The sequence below is a fragment of the Candidatus Aalborgicola defluviihabitans genome, assembly GCF_016705985.1.
Lineage (GTDB): Bacteria > Pseudomonadota > Gammaproteobacteria > Burkholderiales > Burkholderiaceae_C > Allorhodoferax > Allorhodoferax defluviihabitans.
In genome coordinates this window covers 833223-848813 of record NZ_JADJKN010000002.1, presented here as the reverse complement: position 1 = coordinate 848813, position 15591 = coordinate 833223, and the positions used below count along the sequence as shown (strand labels likewise).

The window sequence follows — 15591 nt, the reverse complement described above, 5'->3', positions numbered from 1 at the left end:
AAACTATTTGAATTTAAAGTAAATTTTGATTCAACTTTTCTGAGATACGTTCAACCACCACCGTGCGGCCGTTCTCCACCTGGATCCATTGGTCACACAGCGCCAGCGAACTGGGACGGTGGGCAATCAGCAAAATGGTGGTGCTGCGCAGATGCTGTTGGATGGCGGCGCGAATCAAGGCGTCGGTTTCTACATCCATGCTGGCGGTGGCCTCGTCCATCAAGATGACCTTGGCCTGGGACAGCAGGGCCCGTGCCAGGCAAATCAGTTGTCGCTGCCCGGCGCTGATGTTGCGTCCACCCTCTTCCAGCGGCGTGTCCAATCCTTTTGGCAGCGTGGCCACAAAACGGGTTAGCCCAATTTGGGCCAGCGCCGCGTGAATGGCATCGTCGCTGTATTGGTTGGTCACGTCGATGGATGCCCGCAGCGGCCCTAAAAACAGCACAGGGTCTTGCGGCACGTAAGCAATCGCCTGGCGCAAGCGTGCATGGGGCACCTGGGCGATGTCCACACCGTCAATACGGATGGTGCCGCGCTCGACGGTGAGCGTGCGCAGCAGGGCCAGCAGCACGGTCGATTTGCCAGCGCCGGTGCGCCCCAGCAGTGCGGCATGGCTGCGGGCTGGTACCGTGAAGGTGGCGTTGTTCACAATGGCAGGGAGGTCCGGTGCATAGCGCAGACAGGCCTGCTCAAAGCGTATCTCACCCGCCTGGGGCCAGTCGACAGGGATGGTCGTGTTGATGTTGGCAACTGTGTCGGCTTGCGCTTCGGGTGGCAGCTCAGCCCATTGTTGGCAGCGTTCCCAAGGCACCATGATGGTGGCCAGTGCAAAGAAGTCCCGGCACAAACGCTCAATGCGCACCAGCAGTCCAAAGGTCAACGCCAGCAACAGACCCACCGCGCCATTACCCAGCGCGGGAAGAAACGGTAATGCTGGGCCCAGCACCAGCGGCACCAGCAGGCAAACCATGACGCCGCAAGACACCAATGTCAGCCGCATCGACAACCAAAAAACCAGATCCCAGCGCCGCAGCTCGGTGTTCAGACTGAGCCGTGAGGCGCGGTCAAACTGCTCCACTACGGTGGCCTCGCGTCCAAAGGCGCGCAGGGTGGAGTGGCCACGCAGCGCGTCGTTGAACAGCGAAAACACGGGCGACCGGGTGATGGCACCCATGCGCGCCGTCTCGCGCACGGCAGCGCCGTACAGGCGCGACACGCGGATCGACACGTAGCCAGCCAGGGTGAACGGCACGATGGCCGCCGTGGCTACCCCCACAATGCCGATGGTGCTGGCAATGGCGGCACTGGCGCCCTGGGTGAAACGAAAACCACGACCGGCCAGTTCCACATCGAGCTGCTGGATATCGGCCGAGAAGCGGTTCATCATCCGCCCTGACGGTGTGGTCTCGAAGAACCGCAGGGGCGAGTGCATCACACCGCCCAGCATCTTGTCGTGTGCCCGCTGTGCAGCGTGCGCGCAGGCCTGGCGGAAGGTGGCTTGCGCCACATAGCTCAGGGCCACGGTGAGCAGCGTCAACGTGGCAAAAATTACAAAAAATGTGACGGGCCCCATGGCGCCGCTGCCATCCATGGTGGACATCAGCACTTGCTGCGACATCGGCAGCACACTGGCCAGCAGCATCAAACCCAGCACCAGCAGGGCCCCGACCCGTGCATGGCCGGTCCAGCTACTGTCGCCCAGGGTCAGCGCCATGTCCTTCCAGACCGAACCGTGCACTTTGCCCAGGGCCTGGGTTTCGTTGGTGGTGAGCAATTCTTCCTTGCCTGCAGAAGGGCTGGTTTGTACCCCCAGCTGGCGCGCCACCAAGCTGTGGTCGGCCTCGCCTTGCGCTTCAATGCGCAGGAACTCGGCAAACCGCGCGCTCGATGTCGTGAGTTCGGCCATGGTGCCAAATTGGCCGCAACCGTCAGTGTCGATGAACAAGATGCGGTCAAACTGTTCGAGTTGTGCCAGCCGGTGGGTCACGCAAATGCGCAACTGCTGGTGCCACTGACCAAACACCAGGTCGCGGGCGATCGTCTGCTCAGTCCCCACATCCAGTGCCGAAAAGGGGTCGTCCAGGATGATGGCGTTGGCCGGGTGCAACGCAGCCCGCGCCAATGACACGCGTTGCTTCTGTCCGCCCGACAGGTTCAGGCCGCGTTCGCCAATCTCTGTGGCTAGCCCGGCGGGCCACTGCGCCACCTCGTTGGACAGGCTGGCCAAGTGCAGTGCCTGTTCAAGGGCTGCGTCCTGCCCTTGCAGCGTGGGGTCAAACAGCGTCAGGTTGTCGCGCAACGTGCCGCTGGCAATAAATGCTTCTTGTGGGCAGTAGGCAAAGCGAGGCGTGCCGGTCCAATGGACGGTGCCGGAACTGGCCGCGTATTCGCCCAGCAAGGTACGCAGCAGCACGGTCTTGCCACCGCCCACTGGGCCCACAATGGCCAGGCTCTGGCCTGCAGCCAGATCGAAGGAAATACCGTTCAGAATGGGGTGCTCATCGCGTGCACGAAACACCAAGTCGCGCACCTGCAAGCTAGGGGGCTGGTCGGTCGCCGTAGCGTTGGAAGGCGGTGCATCCTTAAGGTTGAAATATTCCAGCAGGCGCCGTGCGGACACTTCGGTTTGGGCCAATGTGCTGGCCACGTCGCTGATCACCATGAACGGAAACTCCAGCGTCTGAAAAATCAGCAGCGTGGGCAGCAGCATGGCCGCGTGCAGCTCGCCGCCGCGCAAAATGTGGATGCCGTAGGTGGCGGTGGCCACCACCAAACCGGCGCACGAGAACAGCAGCGAGGCGCGGGTCTGCAGCAGCATCACGGCTATCAACCGTTCTACCTCGGCGCTGCGCGCTTGCCGGGTGCGACCCAAAAAGACTTCGGACCAGCCTGACAGCTTGATCACTTTGATGGCCGACAGCACCTGAGACACCAAGTCCAGCCGCGCATCACGTGCTTTCAACAACTCTCCCTGGCGCCTGGAAGTGTTGCGCACAATGGAGCGCAGCAACGGCAGGGTCAGCGCCATCATGGCCAGACCGGCCAGTGCGGTTGAACCCAGGTAGCGCCACAGCAAAATGGCCGCAATGCTGATGTGCACCACCACCATCAGGGCATCGACCACGCGCTCCACGCAGTGGCTGACCGCGGGCACGTCCACGTGCATCAGGTTCTGGATGTTGCCCTGCGGCAGGCTATGGCGGGTTTGGGGTTCCAGGCGAAACCACTTGACGGCAAACGCGTGCATTAGCGCACTGCGCTGCAGCATGTGGGCGTGGGCAAACGCCTTGAGGTAGCGTTGGAAGCTGACATTGGTGATGTAAATGACCAGGGGAAAGCACAGCAGCATCAATAGGTTGTGTATTGCCAGGGGCGCGGCCTGGATCGCACCAAAGTCTGTCATCACCCATTCGATCAGCAACGCAGGCGCGGCGGTGGCCATGGTCGAGATCGTCATGTAAATCAGAGTGCGCCACCACTGCGGCTGGGTCGAGCGGACCAGGCTGCGTACAAACGACAGGGAACCATGCGCAAAATCGGGCTGGAACACGGCGCGGCCGTGGATTTGCTCCAAGACTTCGAGCTGGGGCGTGATGTCGTCGACACCCATTGTGGCTCCGTCGAGCGCAAGCCGTTTTAGCTCGGGGGTCAGATGCCGGTAGTAATCGTCCGCCAGGGAATGCAGGGCTTGGGCGGGAACTTTGAGCAACATCAAGACAAGTATCGCACTGCCACACCGCCCCGGTAGCGATGCAAACGAACGCCCCCGGGTCTGACGGAAGGCAGTGCCTTACCAGTTGGCTTCGCGCTCCGGCGAGGCGCTGATTTTGTGGATGGACAGGTCGGCGCCGTCAAACTCTTCCTCCTGACTCAGGCGTAACCCGGTCGTCGCCTTAAGCACACCGTACACCACCACGCCGCCCAGTACGGCCCAAGCGACACCCATGGTAGTGCCGATGAGCTGCGCGAAAAAGGACACACCGCCGAGCCCGCCCAGCGCCTTGGTGCCAAAAATGCCCGCCGCCACGCCACCCAGCGTGCCGCACAGGCCGTGCAGGGGCCACACGCCCAGCACGTCGTCAATTTTCCACTTGTTCTGCGTTAGCGTGAACATCACCACGAAGGTGGTGCCAGCCATCGCACCCACCACCAATGCACCTAATGGGTGCATCAAATCAGACCCGGCGCATACGGCCACCAGACCGGCCAGTGGGCCGTTGTGTACAAAACCGGGGTCATTCTTGCCGGCCACCAGGGCCGCCAGCGTGCCACCCACCATGGCCATCAGCGAGTTCACGGCAACCAGGCCAGAAATCTTGTCCAGCGTTTGTGCGCTCATCACGTTGAAGCCAAACCAGCCCACGGTCAAAATCCAGGCACCCAGGGCCAGAAACGGAATGCTGGATGGCGGGTGTGCCGAGATCGCACCATCTTTGCGGTAGCGGTTGCTGCGTGCACCCAGCAAGATGACAGCTGGCAGCGCTATCCAGCCACCCACGGCGTGCACGACCACACTGCCGGCAAAGTCGTGGAACTCCTCACCGGTCAGTGCCTTCAGCCAGGCCTGCACACCAAAATGGTGATTCCACATGATGCCTTCGAAGAATGGGTAGATGAAGCCGACGATGACGGCAGTTGCAATCAGTTGGGGCCAAAAGCGTGCGCGCTCCGCAATGCCGCCGGAGATGATGGCGGGAATGGCGGCGGCAAAGGTCAGCAAAAAGAAGAACTTGACCAGCGCATACCCGTTCTTTGCGGCCAGCTCCTCGGCACCCACAAAGAAGCCGGTGCCATAGGCCACGGCATAGCCCACCAGGAAATACACTACGGTGGAAACCGAAAAGTCCACCAAAATCTTGACCAGCGCGTTGACTTGGTTTTTGCGCCGAACGGTACCCAGCTCCAGAAATGCAAATCCGGCGTGCATGGCCAAAACCATGATGCCACCGAGCAAAATGAACAAGGCATCTGCGCCCTGTTTGAGTGCGTCCATATCAACCTCTTTGCGTGAAATGCTGCCTATTGGTGCGGTCTTGAGCGGAAATTCAAAATTGCACCAATTTCTTGCAAGAAATGCGCCAATGTTGGTCATGCAAGCGTAAGAAGGTGTGTTACCCCGTTGGGTGGATGCCTGACTTGGATTTATACTTACCGTAGCGCCAATTTGCTCCAGCTTGCGGGCGCTTAATAAATACAGCTAAAGACGGACCGACACCAGTACCCCGGCCTCGTTTTTAGCGACGCCGGGTTTTTTTATGGGGTTTGGGTTGGGCATGCCAATGATCGCGACACCACAGTCACAGTATTTCGCAGACGCACTGCATTTGCAAAGCGGCGCATCCCTGCGCGATTACTCCTTGAGCTATGAGACCTACGGCACGCTCAATGCCGATCGCAGCAACGCCGTGCTCATTTGCCATGCCCTGAACGCCTCGCACCATGTGGCCGGCACCTATGCGGGCCAGGCCAACTCCGAGGGTTGGTGGGACAACATGATTGGCCCCGGCAAGCCGGTGGACACCAACCGCTTCTTTGTCATCGGCGTCAACAACCTGGGTTCCTGCTTTGGCACCACCGGCCCCATGCACCCCAACCCGGATGTGCCTGGCCAGGTGTATGGCGCCAATTTTCCCGTGGTCACCGTTGAAGACTGGGTCAACGCCCAGGCACTTTTGTTGGACGTGCTGGGCATTCAGACCCTGGCGGCGGTGATGGGCGGATCGTTGGGTGGCATGCAGGCGCTCTCGTGGACGCTGCAATACCCCAACCGCGTGCGCCACGCTGTGGTGGTGGCCAGTGCGCCCAACCTTACGGCCGAGAATATTGCCTTCAACGAAGTGGCGCGCCGCGCTATCGTGACCGACCCGGACTTTCATGGCGGCCACTTCTACGAGCACGGCACTGTGCCCAAGCGGGGTCTGCGCATTGCCCGCATGATCGGCCACATCACCTACCTGAGTGATGATGTGATGAATGAAAAATTTGGTCGACAACTCAAGCAAGCTGTGCTGGGTGAAGACCCCTACCACTACACGACGCAAGACGTGGAGTTTCAGATCGAAAGCTACCTGCGCTACCAGGGTGACAAGTTTGCCGAATACTTTGACGCCAACACCTACCTGCTGATTACCCGGGCGCTGGATTACTTTGATCCGGCCCTTGCCTTTGGCGGTGACTTGAGCCGGGCGCTGCAACGTGCAACCTGCAAATTCCTGTTGGTGAGCTTCACCACCGACTGGCGTTTTTCACCCAAGCGCAGCCGCGAAATGGTCAAGGCCCTGCTGGACAACCAGCGTGACGTGAGCTACGCCGAGATCGACGCGCCCCACGGCCATGATGCTTTTTTGCTGGATGACCCTCGGTATATGGATGTCATACGCTCCTATTTCGATAGTGTTCATGCTGAACAGGGAGTGCTGGTATGACCGATATCCACACCATGCACGCGCTGGCCCAACTGGTGCCGCCCGGTTCGCGCGTGCTCGACCTGGGCTGTGGCGACGGCGCCATGTTGGCCCACCTGCAGAAAACGCGGGCGTGCACCGGCTATGGCGTGGAGATTGACGACGCCAATGTGCTGGGCTGTGTGCAGCGTGGCGTCAACGTCATCCAGCTCAATCTGGACGAGGGGCTGGCGATGTTTGACGACGCCAGCTTTGATGTGGTGTTGCAGATTGACACTTTGCAGCACCTGCGCAATGCCGAGGTCATGCTGCGCGAGACCGTGCGGGTGGGGCGTATCGGCATCGTGGCCTTCCCCAATTTTGCCCATTGGCCCAACCGCTTGAGCGTGCTCCAAGGCCGTATGCCGGTGACCAAACGCCTGCCCTACCAGTGGTATGACACACCCAACATCCGCGTTGGCACCCATGCCGATCTGGCGGTTCTGGCCGCACGCAACCGCTTGCAGGTACTGGACAGCTTTGGTCTGCAGGGCGGCAAGACCGTGCGCTGGGCGCCCAATCTGATGGCGGGCACCTCGGTTTACCAGTTGGCCAAGGGCGGCTGATCCTTCCGCGCAATCGTGGCGTAAGGCTCGATTTGCCAGATAATTAGTTGTCAAATTGAGCTCTAGCCCTCGTCGAATATGTATAAATAGCTATATATTTAATAGCGCTGTATTTGAGTTGACCCGTGGTGGTAGTCTTTGGAAACCTACATTCAGGATAGATCATGCAATCCCTTCGTCTGAACCCCCTTGACGCCGCCTGGATCGTCACCGAATCGCGTGCCACACCCAATCACGTTGGCGGGTTGCTGCAGTTCAAGCTGCCTGACGATGCACCGCAGGACTTCATGCACAAGATGATGGTGGAATTCCGCAACCACCGCACATTCACACCGCCGTGGAACCAGCGCCTCAAGCAGTCATTTAGCATGAATCCGATGCGGGTCTGGGTGGAAGACGACAACATTGATCTGGAGTACCACGTGCGCCATGCGGCACTGCCCTGGCCGGGTGGTGAGCGTGAACTGGGTGAACTGGTCGGGCGCCTGCAAAGTACACCGCTGGACCTGTCGCGTCCGCCCTGGGAGTGCACCATCATCGAAGGCCTTGAAGGCAACCGGTTCGCCCTGTTCATCAAGATGCACCACTCTTTGATCGATGGCATCAGCGGAGTCAAACTGCTGCAGCGTGGCATGTCGCCAGACCGCGCAAAGAGCCTGCATTTGCCGCCTTTCTGGGCGGCAGGTAAACCGGCGGCGCGTGCCGATTCGAAGCAGCCACACGAAGCGCTGGTGCCCACCGTTGCCCACGCCATTGCCGGAGCCATGCAGGAACTGCGCATTCAGGCGTCGGCGACTCCCCAACTGGCAATGGCGTTTGGCAAGCTGGTCAAGGATGCCTTTGGACCGACGTCTGGCATGGCCCATCCGTTTGATGCGCCTCGTTCCATATTCAATGGGCGGGTACGCGAAAAGCGGCGCTTTGCCACCCAGCAATTCTCGCTACAGCGCATGAAAGCGGTGGCGACTGCTGCCAATTGCACGCTCAATGACATCGTGCTGGCCGTGTGTGGCGGCGCCCTGCGGCGCTTCCTGGCTGAACGCGACAGCCTGCCCGACAAGGCGCTGACTGCAGGGATTCCGGTTTCCGTGCGGCCCAAGGACGACGACGGCAATGGCAATGCGATTACCTTTATCGTGTCCACCCTGGGAACCGACATCGCAAATGCCAAAGACCGGCTCGCGGCTATCCGCCAGTCAGTCAAGCTCGCCAAGGAACACGTACAGAGCCTGCCACGCCAGGCAATGATGCAATACACCGTGTTCCTGATGACCCCCACCATACTCACATTGCTCACTGGCATTGGCGGGCGCTCACGGCCCATGTTCAACATCACGATCTCCAATGTGCCCGGACCGGAGACGCCGCTGTATTTTCGTGGTGCGGAGATGGTGGCCACCTATCCAGCCTCCATCGTCACGCATGGTCAGGCGCTCAACATCACCTGTCAGAGTTACGCGGGATTCATGAATTTTGGCTTTACGGCGTGCCACTCGTCCATTCCTGGCATCCAGCGTTTGGCGGTCTACACCGCCGATGCCCTGACTGAACTGGAGACCGCGTTTCTGCCGGCTCCGAAAGTGCCCGTGAAGCGCGCGCGAAAGAAGGTGGTGAAAGCCGCCTAGCGGAGCGCCGCATTCTGCACCTATGATTGAGGTGCATATGGCGATGAGCGCTGCGCACAGGTAGCTATTCAGTGACTTTTTCACTTCAAGGAACACCATGACATTCATTCCCCGCACCCTGTCCGGTCTGATTTGCGCTGCCAGTCTGGCTTTTGGCTTGCCCGCGCTGGCTGCCGAAAAAGTCAATATTGGCGTGGTCACCGGCCCGACCTTTGTTCACACCCTGGCGGCTAACAAGTTCAAGGAAGCAGTCGACAAGGCTTTGCCTGGCAAATACGACATCGTGGTGCACCACTCCGCCGCGCTGGGTAGCGAAACCCAGGTGCTGCAGCAGTTGCAGCTTGGCACCGTGCAGATGAGCGTCTGCACCACCGGCCCGGTCGAAGCCTTTGTGCCCGAGATCAAAGCGCTGGAAATGCCTTTCCTGTTCAGCTCCTACGAAGCCACCGACAAGGTGCTCGACGGCCCGATTGGTCAGGATTTGCTCAAACGCTTCGACAAAGCCGGCCTGGTCGGCATGCATTTTTTGGATAACGGTTTCCGCAACGTGACCAACTCCAAGCAAGCCGTCAAGGGCCCGGATGATTTGAAGGGCATGAAGATCCGCACCATGGAGTCGCCCACGCACCTGGCCATCTGGCGTGCAATTGGGGCCAACCCAACCCCAATGGCCTGGCCTATTACGACTCAGCTGCAACAAGGCGTTCTGGATGGGCAGGAAAATCCGGTGTCGGTGATCTCGGCGGCCAAGCTCAATGAGGCAGGTCAGAAATACTTGACCATGACCCGCCATGTGTACTCGGCACTGGTATTTGTCGCCAGCAAGGCCTTTATGGATACGCTGCCCGCTGCGGACCGCAAGGTCTTCATGGACGCAGCAGCGACAGCTTCCATGGCCGGACGGCGCTTTGTGCGGGACAACGAAGCCAGCCAATTGGCCGCCCTGAAAGCCGCTGGTATGCAGGTGGTGGACAATCCCGATTTGGCGGCTTTTCGTGCCAAAACCGAACCGGTCTATGCCTCTTTGACCGGCGATACCAAAAAAATCGTTGACGAAATTCGCAAGACCGTCAAATAAATCGTCACCGCCGATGCCAGGTTCGCGCGCAGACGGATGCGCCTGAACCTCGGCTTTTGAAGCATTCATGAATTTTCATCAACGCCTGTTGAGTACGAGCGATTGGGTCAACCTGTGGGTCGAACGCGTGCTCCTGTTGGTCGGTGCCACCATTTCACTCATCCTGTTCGCCCAAGTGGTGGCGCGTTACGTGGGCCATTCACTTAGCTGGTCAGAGGAAATTGGTCGCTACCTGTTGGTGGCAACGACCTTTTTGGGTGCCACAGTAGCGTACAAGCGTGCGCATTTCATCGGTCTGGCGGGTTTTGGCGCACGCTTTGGCACCGCGATTGAACAGATCATCGTGCGTTCACTGCAACTACTCACGCTGGGCTGTTTTGGGCTGATCACCTGGTACGGTGTCCTTTATACGATGAAGGCCTGGGACCAGACATCTACTGCAGTGCAGATGCCGATGTCGCTGCCCATTTCTGTTTTGCCCATGTCGGGCGGTATTTTTTTGCTCCATATCCTGACTGATTTGACGCGACGCAAGGGTGCGGGCAGCGGCCTTGTACAAGATTCGCCATGATCATCGTCCTGCTTTTCGGACTGATGTTCACTCTCAAGGCGCTGGGCCTGCCCATCGCCTTGTCGATTGGCCTGCCCGCGATTGGCCTGATTGTGACACCTGGCGTGTTCCCGGCCACGGCCAGCTTGGCCGCGCTGGGGCAAACCATTGTCCAGCAGCTTTTTTCAGGGGTCGATTCGTTTGACCTGCTGGCTGTGCCGCTGTTCATGATTGCCGGTGCGCTGATGGAAACCGGCGGCATCTCGCGCCGATTGATCGACTTTTGCAACAGCCTGGTGGGCTGGGCGCACGGCGGCCTGGCCGCAGCGGCGATCGTGGCATCCATGATCATTGCCGGCATTTCGGGCTCGGCGGCGGCCGACACGGCGGCGATTGGCGCAGTGGTGATTCCCGCCATGATCCGCCAGGGTTACCCGGCTGCGTTTGCCGCTGCGGTGGTTGCGGCGGGTGGTGCTATCGGGGTGATCATTCCGCCGTCCATTCCGATGGTGATTTTTGGTTTCATGACCAACATCTCGACCTCGCAACTTTTTGCCGGCGGCATGCTGGTGGGGCTACTGCTGGGGCTGTCGTTCATGGCGGTGGCGGTATGGATCTCTTGGCGTAAAGGCTATGGGCAGCGTGTGCCGTTTCGCTGGACTGAGGTGGCGCGCACCGGCAGAGCCGCTGCCTGGTCGCTGGGTGCTCCGGTGGTGGTGCTGGGCGGCATTCTGAGTGGCATTGTGACGGTGACCGAGGCCGCTGCCCTGGCGGTGTTTTACGCGCTGCTGGTAGGCACGCTGATCAATCGTGAGCTGGCCTGGAAAGACTTGCCGCAACTCATCATCAAGTCACAGGTGGCCGCGGGCGGTATTCTGTTCATCATCGCCATGGCCAAGATTTTTGGCTGGCTGCTGGCCATGCAGCAGGGTGCCAGACTGCTGGACGTGTTCGTCAACTCGCTGTCACTGCCGCCCACCGGTTTGCTGCTGCTGGTGATGGCCTTGCTGCTGGTGGTGGGTTGTGTGATGGAGACCACTGCGGCACTCTTGTTGATGGTGCCGGTGCTGGCGCTGTTGACTCCGCAGATGATGGTCGATCCGGTGCACTTTGGCGTGCTGGTGGTGGTGAACCTGGCCATTGGCATGATGACACCGCCTGTGGGCATTTGCCTGTTTGTGAGTTGCGGTATCGCCGGTATTTCGCTGGGAAAAATATCGCGTGCGGTGATGCCCTTGGTCGCGGTAGCCATGCTGGACTTGCTGATTGCGGCCCTGTGGCCACCCTTGACGATGTGGCTGCCCACTCTGCTTTACCGATGATGCAGATGACGGCCCTCATTTAGCTGGTTGCGTTAATGCTGCGACACGTCCAGCAGGATGCCCCGCACTAGGTTGCGGCTGTGCGCGCCAGCGTTGCGCATCAAGGTGGCAATGGTGGATTCCAGCGCGGCCTTGGGGGCGGCACCCTGGCGAGCAACCTCGGTCATCAGGTCGATGTCTTTGGCGTGCAGACCAAAATCAAAGCTTGGGTCATTCACATAGCCTGTAGGTACGGTGGCGAGCATTTGACTGGTCACCGTGACGCCCAGGTCGTGCGCCTGATTGGCCACAGTGTCCCGTACGTATTGGTCTGACCACGCAGGGTAGCCGGCGTCGGTGCGCGTGTCATGCAGGGCCTGCTCCACGCTGCCGGTCTGGCGGCCTTGTGCGTCGGCCTGGACCATCTGGCTCTCGTAGCGCTCCAGCACGAAGTGGCGATTGGACAGCAGGATGATCATGTTGTTCTTTGCGCCCGGCATGCCCAGCATGGCCAGCAGGTTGATGCCGATCAGGCGGGTCGCCGAAAAATCGGGTGCCAGGCTGGCGTGGTAGGGCTGGGTCAAGTCCTGTACGTAGTGCATGGCCAGCCCGGCAAAGCGCCAGCCCCAGTAGGTGTGGCCGCTGCGGAAAGCCAGTTCTGACAGGCCCCGATACTGGTGGATGCGCAAGAGGGGATAGGTGCGCTTGAGGAACCCGGCGGCCATGTAGATGACGGGCGACTCGTGGTAGAAGCCCATATGAAAGGGCGCTTGGGTAGAGAACGCCAGGCTGGGGTTGCCGAAGGGAATCTTGCCAAAGCCGTAGCGTGCGCCCCAGGGCGACGGGCTGTCTTCCCACAGGTTCAGGTCCATACCGTAGTCGGGCTCGTCGCTGGCCGAGGCCAGCACTGCCAGCGGCGCCACGGCTTCGCCTGGACTCAGTCGTACGAAATGGTGGTCGTCGTCGTCTTTGTCGCGCGCTGGCAACGCGCTCACGGTGTCGTGCGCTAACGGCTCGGCTTGCGGCGCTGTGGACCAGGGGTCGGGCTGGATGTAGAGCGCCAGGCGGCTTTCGGGTGATACACGCAACGCTGTCAAGAATGCTTTGCGCAGCGCCTGTGGGCCTTGCTGGGCTACCTGTGCATCAAACCGCAGCGCGGCTGAAAGAGGCGGGTAATGCGCAATATGGGCTTTGGCCCAGGCGTCCTGTTGGGCCAGCAGTTGGGCAATAGGCTGGGCCTGTGCGGCCAGAAATGATTCAAGCGGCTCAGCTGGCACGGTAGCGGCCCTGGCCACTTCGGGCATGCCTTCGAACGCGCGATAACTGGCCATTGCGTGGTTGCTCCAGGCCATTGCAGGGCCGGTGGTGCACAGGGTCAACAGGGTGGCAAAAAGGATGCGTTTCATGGGGTTCTGTTGCAGTAAGTCGGGTTTGAAAATGACCGTCTGATTGTGAACGTTGCTGATTTTTTTGTGTAGTCGTAGCCATTGGGGTGTCACCAATGCATCACTGCATTAGGCAATTCTCCTAAATACAAGTCCCAGAATGGTTTTAGACTGTACCGGTTACTGTCAAAACAGACAGATAGAGGATTCTTTTCCATGCACCGTCACCATCCCGTCGTCCGCAATGCCCATGTTGGCGCGCCGCATGTGTTGACGTCACTGCTGGAAGCGCGCGGGCTGTTGGAAATGGCCTTGTTGCCGGCTTCCCTGCCGCTGCTGATGAATGCCCCTGCGGGCGACGGTCACCCCGTGCTCTTGGTACCCGGCTTCATGGCCAGCGAGTCGTCGTTGGTGGCGTTGAAGCTATTTTTGCAGAACAAGGGCTATGACGTCCACACCTGGGGTCTGGGTCGCAATATGGGCTTTCGCAGCAAGCATGCCAATGCCCTTCCGCAGAAGATCCGCTACCTGCACCACGTTACCGGCAAGAAGGTGAGCCTGGTCGGTTGGAGTCTGGGCGGCGTCTTTTCCATGTATGGCGCACAACAGGCGCTTGACTGTGTGCGCTGCGTCATCACCTTGGGCAGTCCGGTCAGTGTGGATGCCGCTGGCAGCCAGTCACCCAACGCAATCAAAGCGCTTTACCGTCTCGTGTCGCACCGGCTGGGTGCCTCCGCGCATGTGATGCAGCCGCGCGCCAAGGATATGCGCGAGCGCCGTCGCCTGGCCATTCCTACCAGTTGCCTGTATTCTTTGTCGGATGGTGTGGTTCCGCCGCAGGAAGCCACGATCGACGGTGACCCGTCCCTGCACGAAAACATCCGGGTTGCAGGCAGCCATATCGGGCTGGGTTTCAACGGCATTGTGCTGGCCGTCGTGGCCGACCGTCTGGCCCAGCCAGAAGATAATTGGAAACCGTTTGTTGCCAAAGGGCTGCTGGGGCAGGTCTTGGGTCTGACAACGGGCACTCCAAAAGCTTGCAGGCCAGCAGCAGACGCAAACTGACTTGCGAAAGAACCTTCATGCGCCAACTCAGTGAACACGACGCCGCTTACATCTATTCAGACAGCGCCCACGCCAATTCCAACATCACGCTGCTGCACATCTACGATCAGTCCACGGCGCCAGGCGGAGTGGTGCGTTTCAAGCAAATATTGGCCCACGTAGCGAGCCGGCTGGATCGTCTGCCCAATTTCCGGGAAAAAATCCTGCGGGTGCCACTGGATCTGGACTATCCGTACTGGGTAGAGGATGAGCAGTTCAACATCGAATACCACGTGCGCCACATCGCACTGCCCAGGCCTGGCGACTGGCGTCAGTTTTGCATCCAGTCTTCGCGCATCCATGCGCGCCCGCTGGACCTGCAGCGCCCTCTATGGGAACTGTATGTGATCGAAGGTCTGGACAGTCTGCTGCACCTGCCGCCCGGCAGCTTTGCGGTACTCCTGAAAATCCACCACGCTGCCATTGACGTGGAGAACGGCAACGAAATCACCAGCTTGCTGCACGATCTGTCTCCCAGTGCCGCACTGCCCCCGCCGGCGGCACCCTGGTTTCCAGAGTCACCTCCCGGCAATCTGGCGCTGGTCTGGTTGGCAGGCATGAATATGGCTACCTTCCCGTTTCGCATGGTCCAGCCGCTTCGCAGCAGCTGGACCGCCATCAAATCCACAGTCAAAACTTTTGCCGGTGAAATTTTGGGCCAGCCCCACGCCTTCCCCATGACGCGCTTCAACACCGAGGTATCGCCGCATCGGGTCTTCGAGACCCGCCGTTTTGCGCTGGAAGATTTCAAAACCATCCGTGCCTTGGTGCCCCATGCCACGGTCAATGATGTGGTGCTGGCCGTGTGCGCCGGCGGTCTGCGCAGCTACCTGGCCATGCAGGCTGAATTGCCCGAAACGAGTCTGGTTGCAGCGGCACCCATTGCCGTGCACAGTGACCTGCAGTCCGATCCACAAACCCATTTATCCTGGGTGCGGGTGGGTTTGGGCACGGACATTGTCGATCCGGTGCAGCGCTTGGTTGCCATTCAGTTGGCCAGTTCGTCTTCAGCCGCCATGACGCAGGCCATCAGCGCGCGGGAGCTGACCAGCTTGGCGCAACTGGCACCGTCATTGGGCATCATGGTTACGAGCAAGATGCTGCGTTCAGCTTCGGCCCTCCTGGGCGGCTGGGCACCGCTGGCCAATTGCGCCATCACCAACGTACCGGGTTCACGAGTGCCGCTGTATTTGCAAGGTGCCAAGCTCACGTACCTGTCAGCCATCATGCCCATCTCCGACGGCATGGGCCTGGTGTTTTCGGTGACCGGTTACAACAATACGATTGTGGTCTCGGTCACCGGCTGCTACGAACAACTGCCCGACCCCGAAGTACTGGCCCAGTGCCTGCGTGACAGCTTCCAGGAATACCTGGCACTGGCCCAGCGTGCCGTGCGTGCCCAGCGACGCAAGTCGTCTGCGGTAAGGCGGGTGCGCATGGCATCCATGACGCCTGTAGTATCCGTTAAGCGCGCCCGGCCTCAGCGCAAATCCAAACCTATTCAGGACGCTGGCGCAACCATTTGACGGGTGCGCCGCG

11 protein-coding genes are annotated in these 15591 nt (G+C 60.0%); 8 read left to right on the top strand and 3 right to left on the bottom strand.

What is annotated here, in order from left to right; translation table 11 throughout:
- Positions 1-13: 13 nt before the first annotated feature.
- Together IPI80_RS04370 and IPI80_RS04365 are read right to left on the bottom strand one after the other, a co-directional pair.
- The gene (locus IPI80_RS04370; protein WP_413857494.1) at positions 14-3712 is read right to left on the bottom strand and encodes an ATP-binding cassette domain-containing protein; all 3699 of its coding nucleotides are present in this window, start codon (positions 3710-3712) and stop codon (positions 14-16) included.
- A 78-nt stretch (positions 3713-3790) separates the two neighbouring features.
- Entirely contained in the window at positions 3791-4993 is a 1203-nt protein-coding gene (locus IPI80_RS04365; RefSeq protein ID WP_413857492.1) for an ammonium transporter, read from the bottom strand.
- A 262-nt stretch (positions 4994-5255) separates the two neighbouring features.
- Between IPI80_RS04365 and metX the strand changes: the two genes are divergently transcribed.
- From metX to IPI80_RS04335, 6 genes are all read left to right on the top strand, one after another.
- Positions 5256-6425 carry a homoserine O-succinyltransferase MetX gene (gene metX, locus IPI80_RS04360; protein ID WP_413857490.1) on the top strand — a complete coding sequence of 390 codons (1170 nt, stop codon included), beginning with the start codon at positions 5256-5258 and terminating at the stop codon, positions 6423-6425.
- A complete protein-coding gene (gene metW, locus IPI80_RS04355; protein ID WP_413857488.1) occupies positions 6422-7009 on the top strand; it encodes a methionine biosynthesis protein MetW in 588 nt (195 codons plus the stop codon). Before metX ends, metW begins: the two co-directional genes overlap by 4 nt.
- Before the next feature lie 164 nt (positions 7010-7173).
- Positions 7174-8634 carry a WS/DGAT/MGAT family O-acyltransferase gene (locus IPI80_RS04350; RefSeq protein ID WP_413857486.1) on the top strand — a complete coding sequence of 487 codons (1461 nt, stop codon included), beginning with the start codon at positions 7174-7176 and terminating at the stop codon, positions 8632-8634.
- Positions 8635-8731: 97 nt separating this feature from the next.
- Positions 8732-9712, top strand: a complete 981-nt coding sequence (locus IPI80_RS04345; protein ID WP_413857484.1) for a DctP family TRAP transporter solute-binding subunit — start codon at positions 8732-8734, stop codon at positions 9710-9712.
- A gap of 67 nt (positions 9713-9779) precedes the next feature.
- A complete protein-coding gene (locus IPI80_RS04340; protein WP_413857482.1) occupies positions 9780-10283 on the top strand; it encodes a TRAP transporter small permease in 504 nt (167 codons plus the stop codon).
- Positions 10280-11584 carry a TRAP transporter large permease gene (locus tag IPI80_RS04335; protein WP_413857480.1) on the top strand — a complete coding sequence of 435 codons (1305 nt, stop codon included), beginning with the start codon at positions 10280-10282 and terminating at the stop codon, positions 11582-11584. The genes IPI80_RS04340 and IPI80_RS04335 overlap by 4 nt, the downstream gene beginning before the upstream one ends.
- A 32-nt stretch (positions 11585-11616) precedes the next feature.
- Here the strand turns inward: IPI80_RS04335 and IPI80_RS04330 are convergent, their stop codons facing one another.
- The gene (locus tag IPI80_RS04330) at positions 11617-12969 is read right to left on the bottom strand and encodes a hypothetical protein (protein ID WP_413857478.1); all 1353 of its coding nucleotides are present in this window, start codon (positions 12967-12969) and stop codon (positions 11617-11619) included.
- 195 nt (positions 12970-13164) lie between these two features.
- Here IPI80_RS04330 and IPI80_RS04325 point away from each other — a divergent pair, with 195 nt between their 5' ends.
- Together IPI80_RS04325 and IPI80_RS04320 are read left to right on the top strand one after the other, a co-directional pair.
- The gene (locus tag IPI80_RS04325; protein WP_413857476.1) at positions 13165-14013 is read left to right on the top strand and encodes an esterase/lipase family protein; all 849 of its coding nucleotides are present in this window, start codon (positions 13165-13167) and stop codon (positions 14011-14013) included.
- A 17-nt stretch (positions 14014-14030) separates the two neighbouring features.
- Positions 14031-15578: a wax ester/triacylglycerol synthase family O-acyltransferase gene (locus IPI80_RS04320; RefSeq protein WP_413857474.1), complete on the top strand. Its 1548-nt coding sequence runs from the start codon at positions 14031-14033 to the stop codon at positions 15576-15578.
- Positions 15579-15591 lie beyond the last annotated feature (13 nt).

Coding starts and splice junctions, on each gene's coding strand:
- IPI80_RS04370 (WP_413857494.1), bottom strand. CDS start 3,712: ATGTTGCTCAAAGTTCCCGCCCAAGCCCTGCATTCCCTGGCGGACGAT.
- IPI80_RS04365 (WP_413857492.1), bottom strand. CDS start 4,993: ATGGACGCACTCAAACAGGGCGCAGATGCCTTGTTCATTTTGCTCGGT.
- metX (WP_413857490.1), top strand. CDS start 5,256: ATGGGGTTTGGGTTGGGCATGCCAATGATCGCGACACCACAGTCACAG.
- metW (WP_413857488.1), top strand. CDS start 6,422: ATGACCGATATCCACACCATGCACGCGCTGGCCCAACTGGTGCCGCCC.
- IPI80_RS04350 (WP_413857486.1), top strand. CDS start 7,174: ATGCAATCCCTTCGTCTGAACCCCCTTGACGCCGCCTGGATCGTCACC.
- IPI80_RS04345 (WP_413857484.1), top strand. CDS start 8,732: ATGACATTCATTCCCCGCACCCTGTCCGGTCTGATTTGCGCTGCCAGT.
- IPI80_RS04340 (WP_413857482.1), top strand. CDS start 9,780: ATGAATTTTCATCAACGCCTGTTGAGTACGAGCGATTGGGTCAACCTG.
- IPI80_RS04335 (WP_413857480.1), top strand. CDS start 10,280: ATGATCATCGTCCTGCTTTTCGGACTGATGTTCACTCTCAAGGCGCTG.
- IPI80_RS04330 (WP_413857478.1), bottom strand. CDS start 12,969: ATGAAACGCATCCTTTTTGCCACCCTGTTGACCCTGTGCACCACCGGC.
- IPI80_RS04325 (WP_413857476.1), top strand. CDS start 13,165: ATGCACCGTCACCATCCCGTCGTCCGCAATGCCCATGTTGGCGCGCCG.
- IPI80_RS04320 (WP_413857474.1), top strand. CDS start 14,031: ATGCGCCAACTCAGTGAACACGACGCCGCTTACATCTATTCAGACAGC.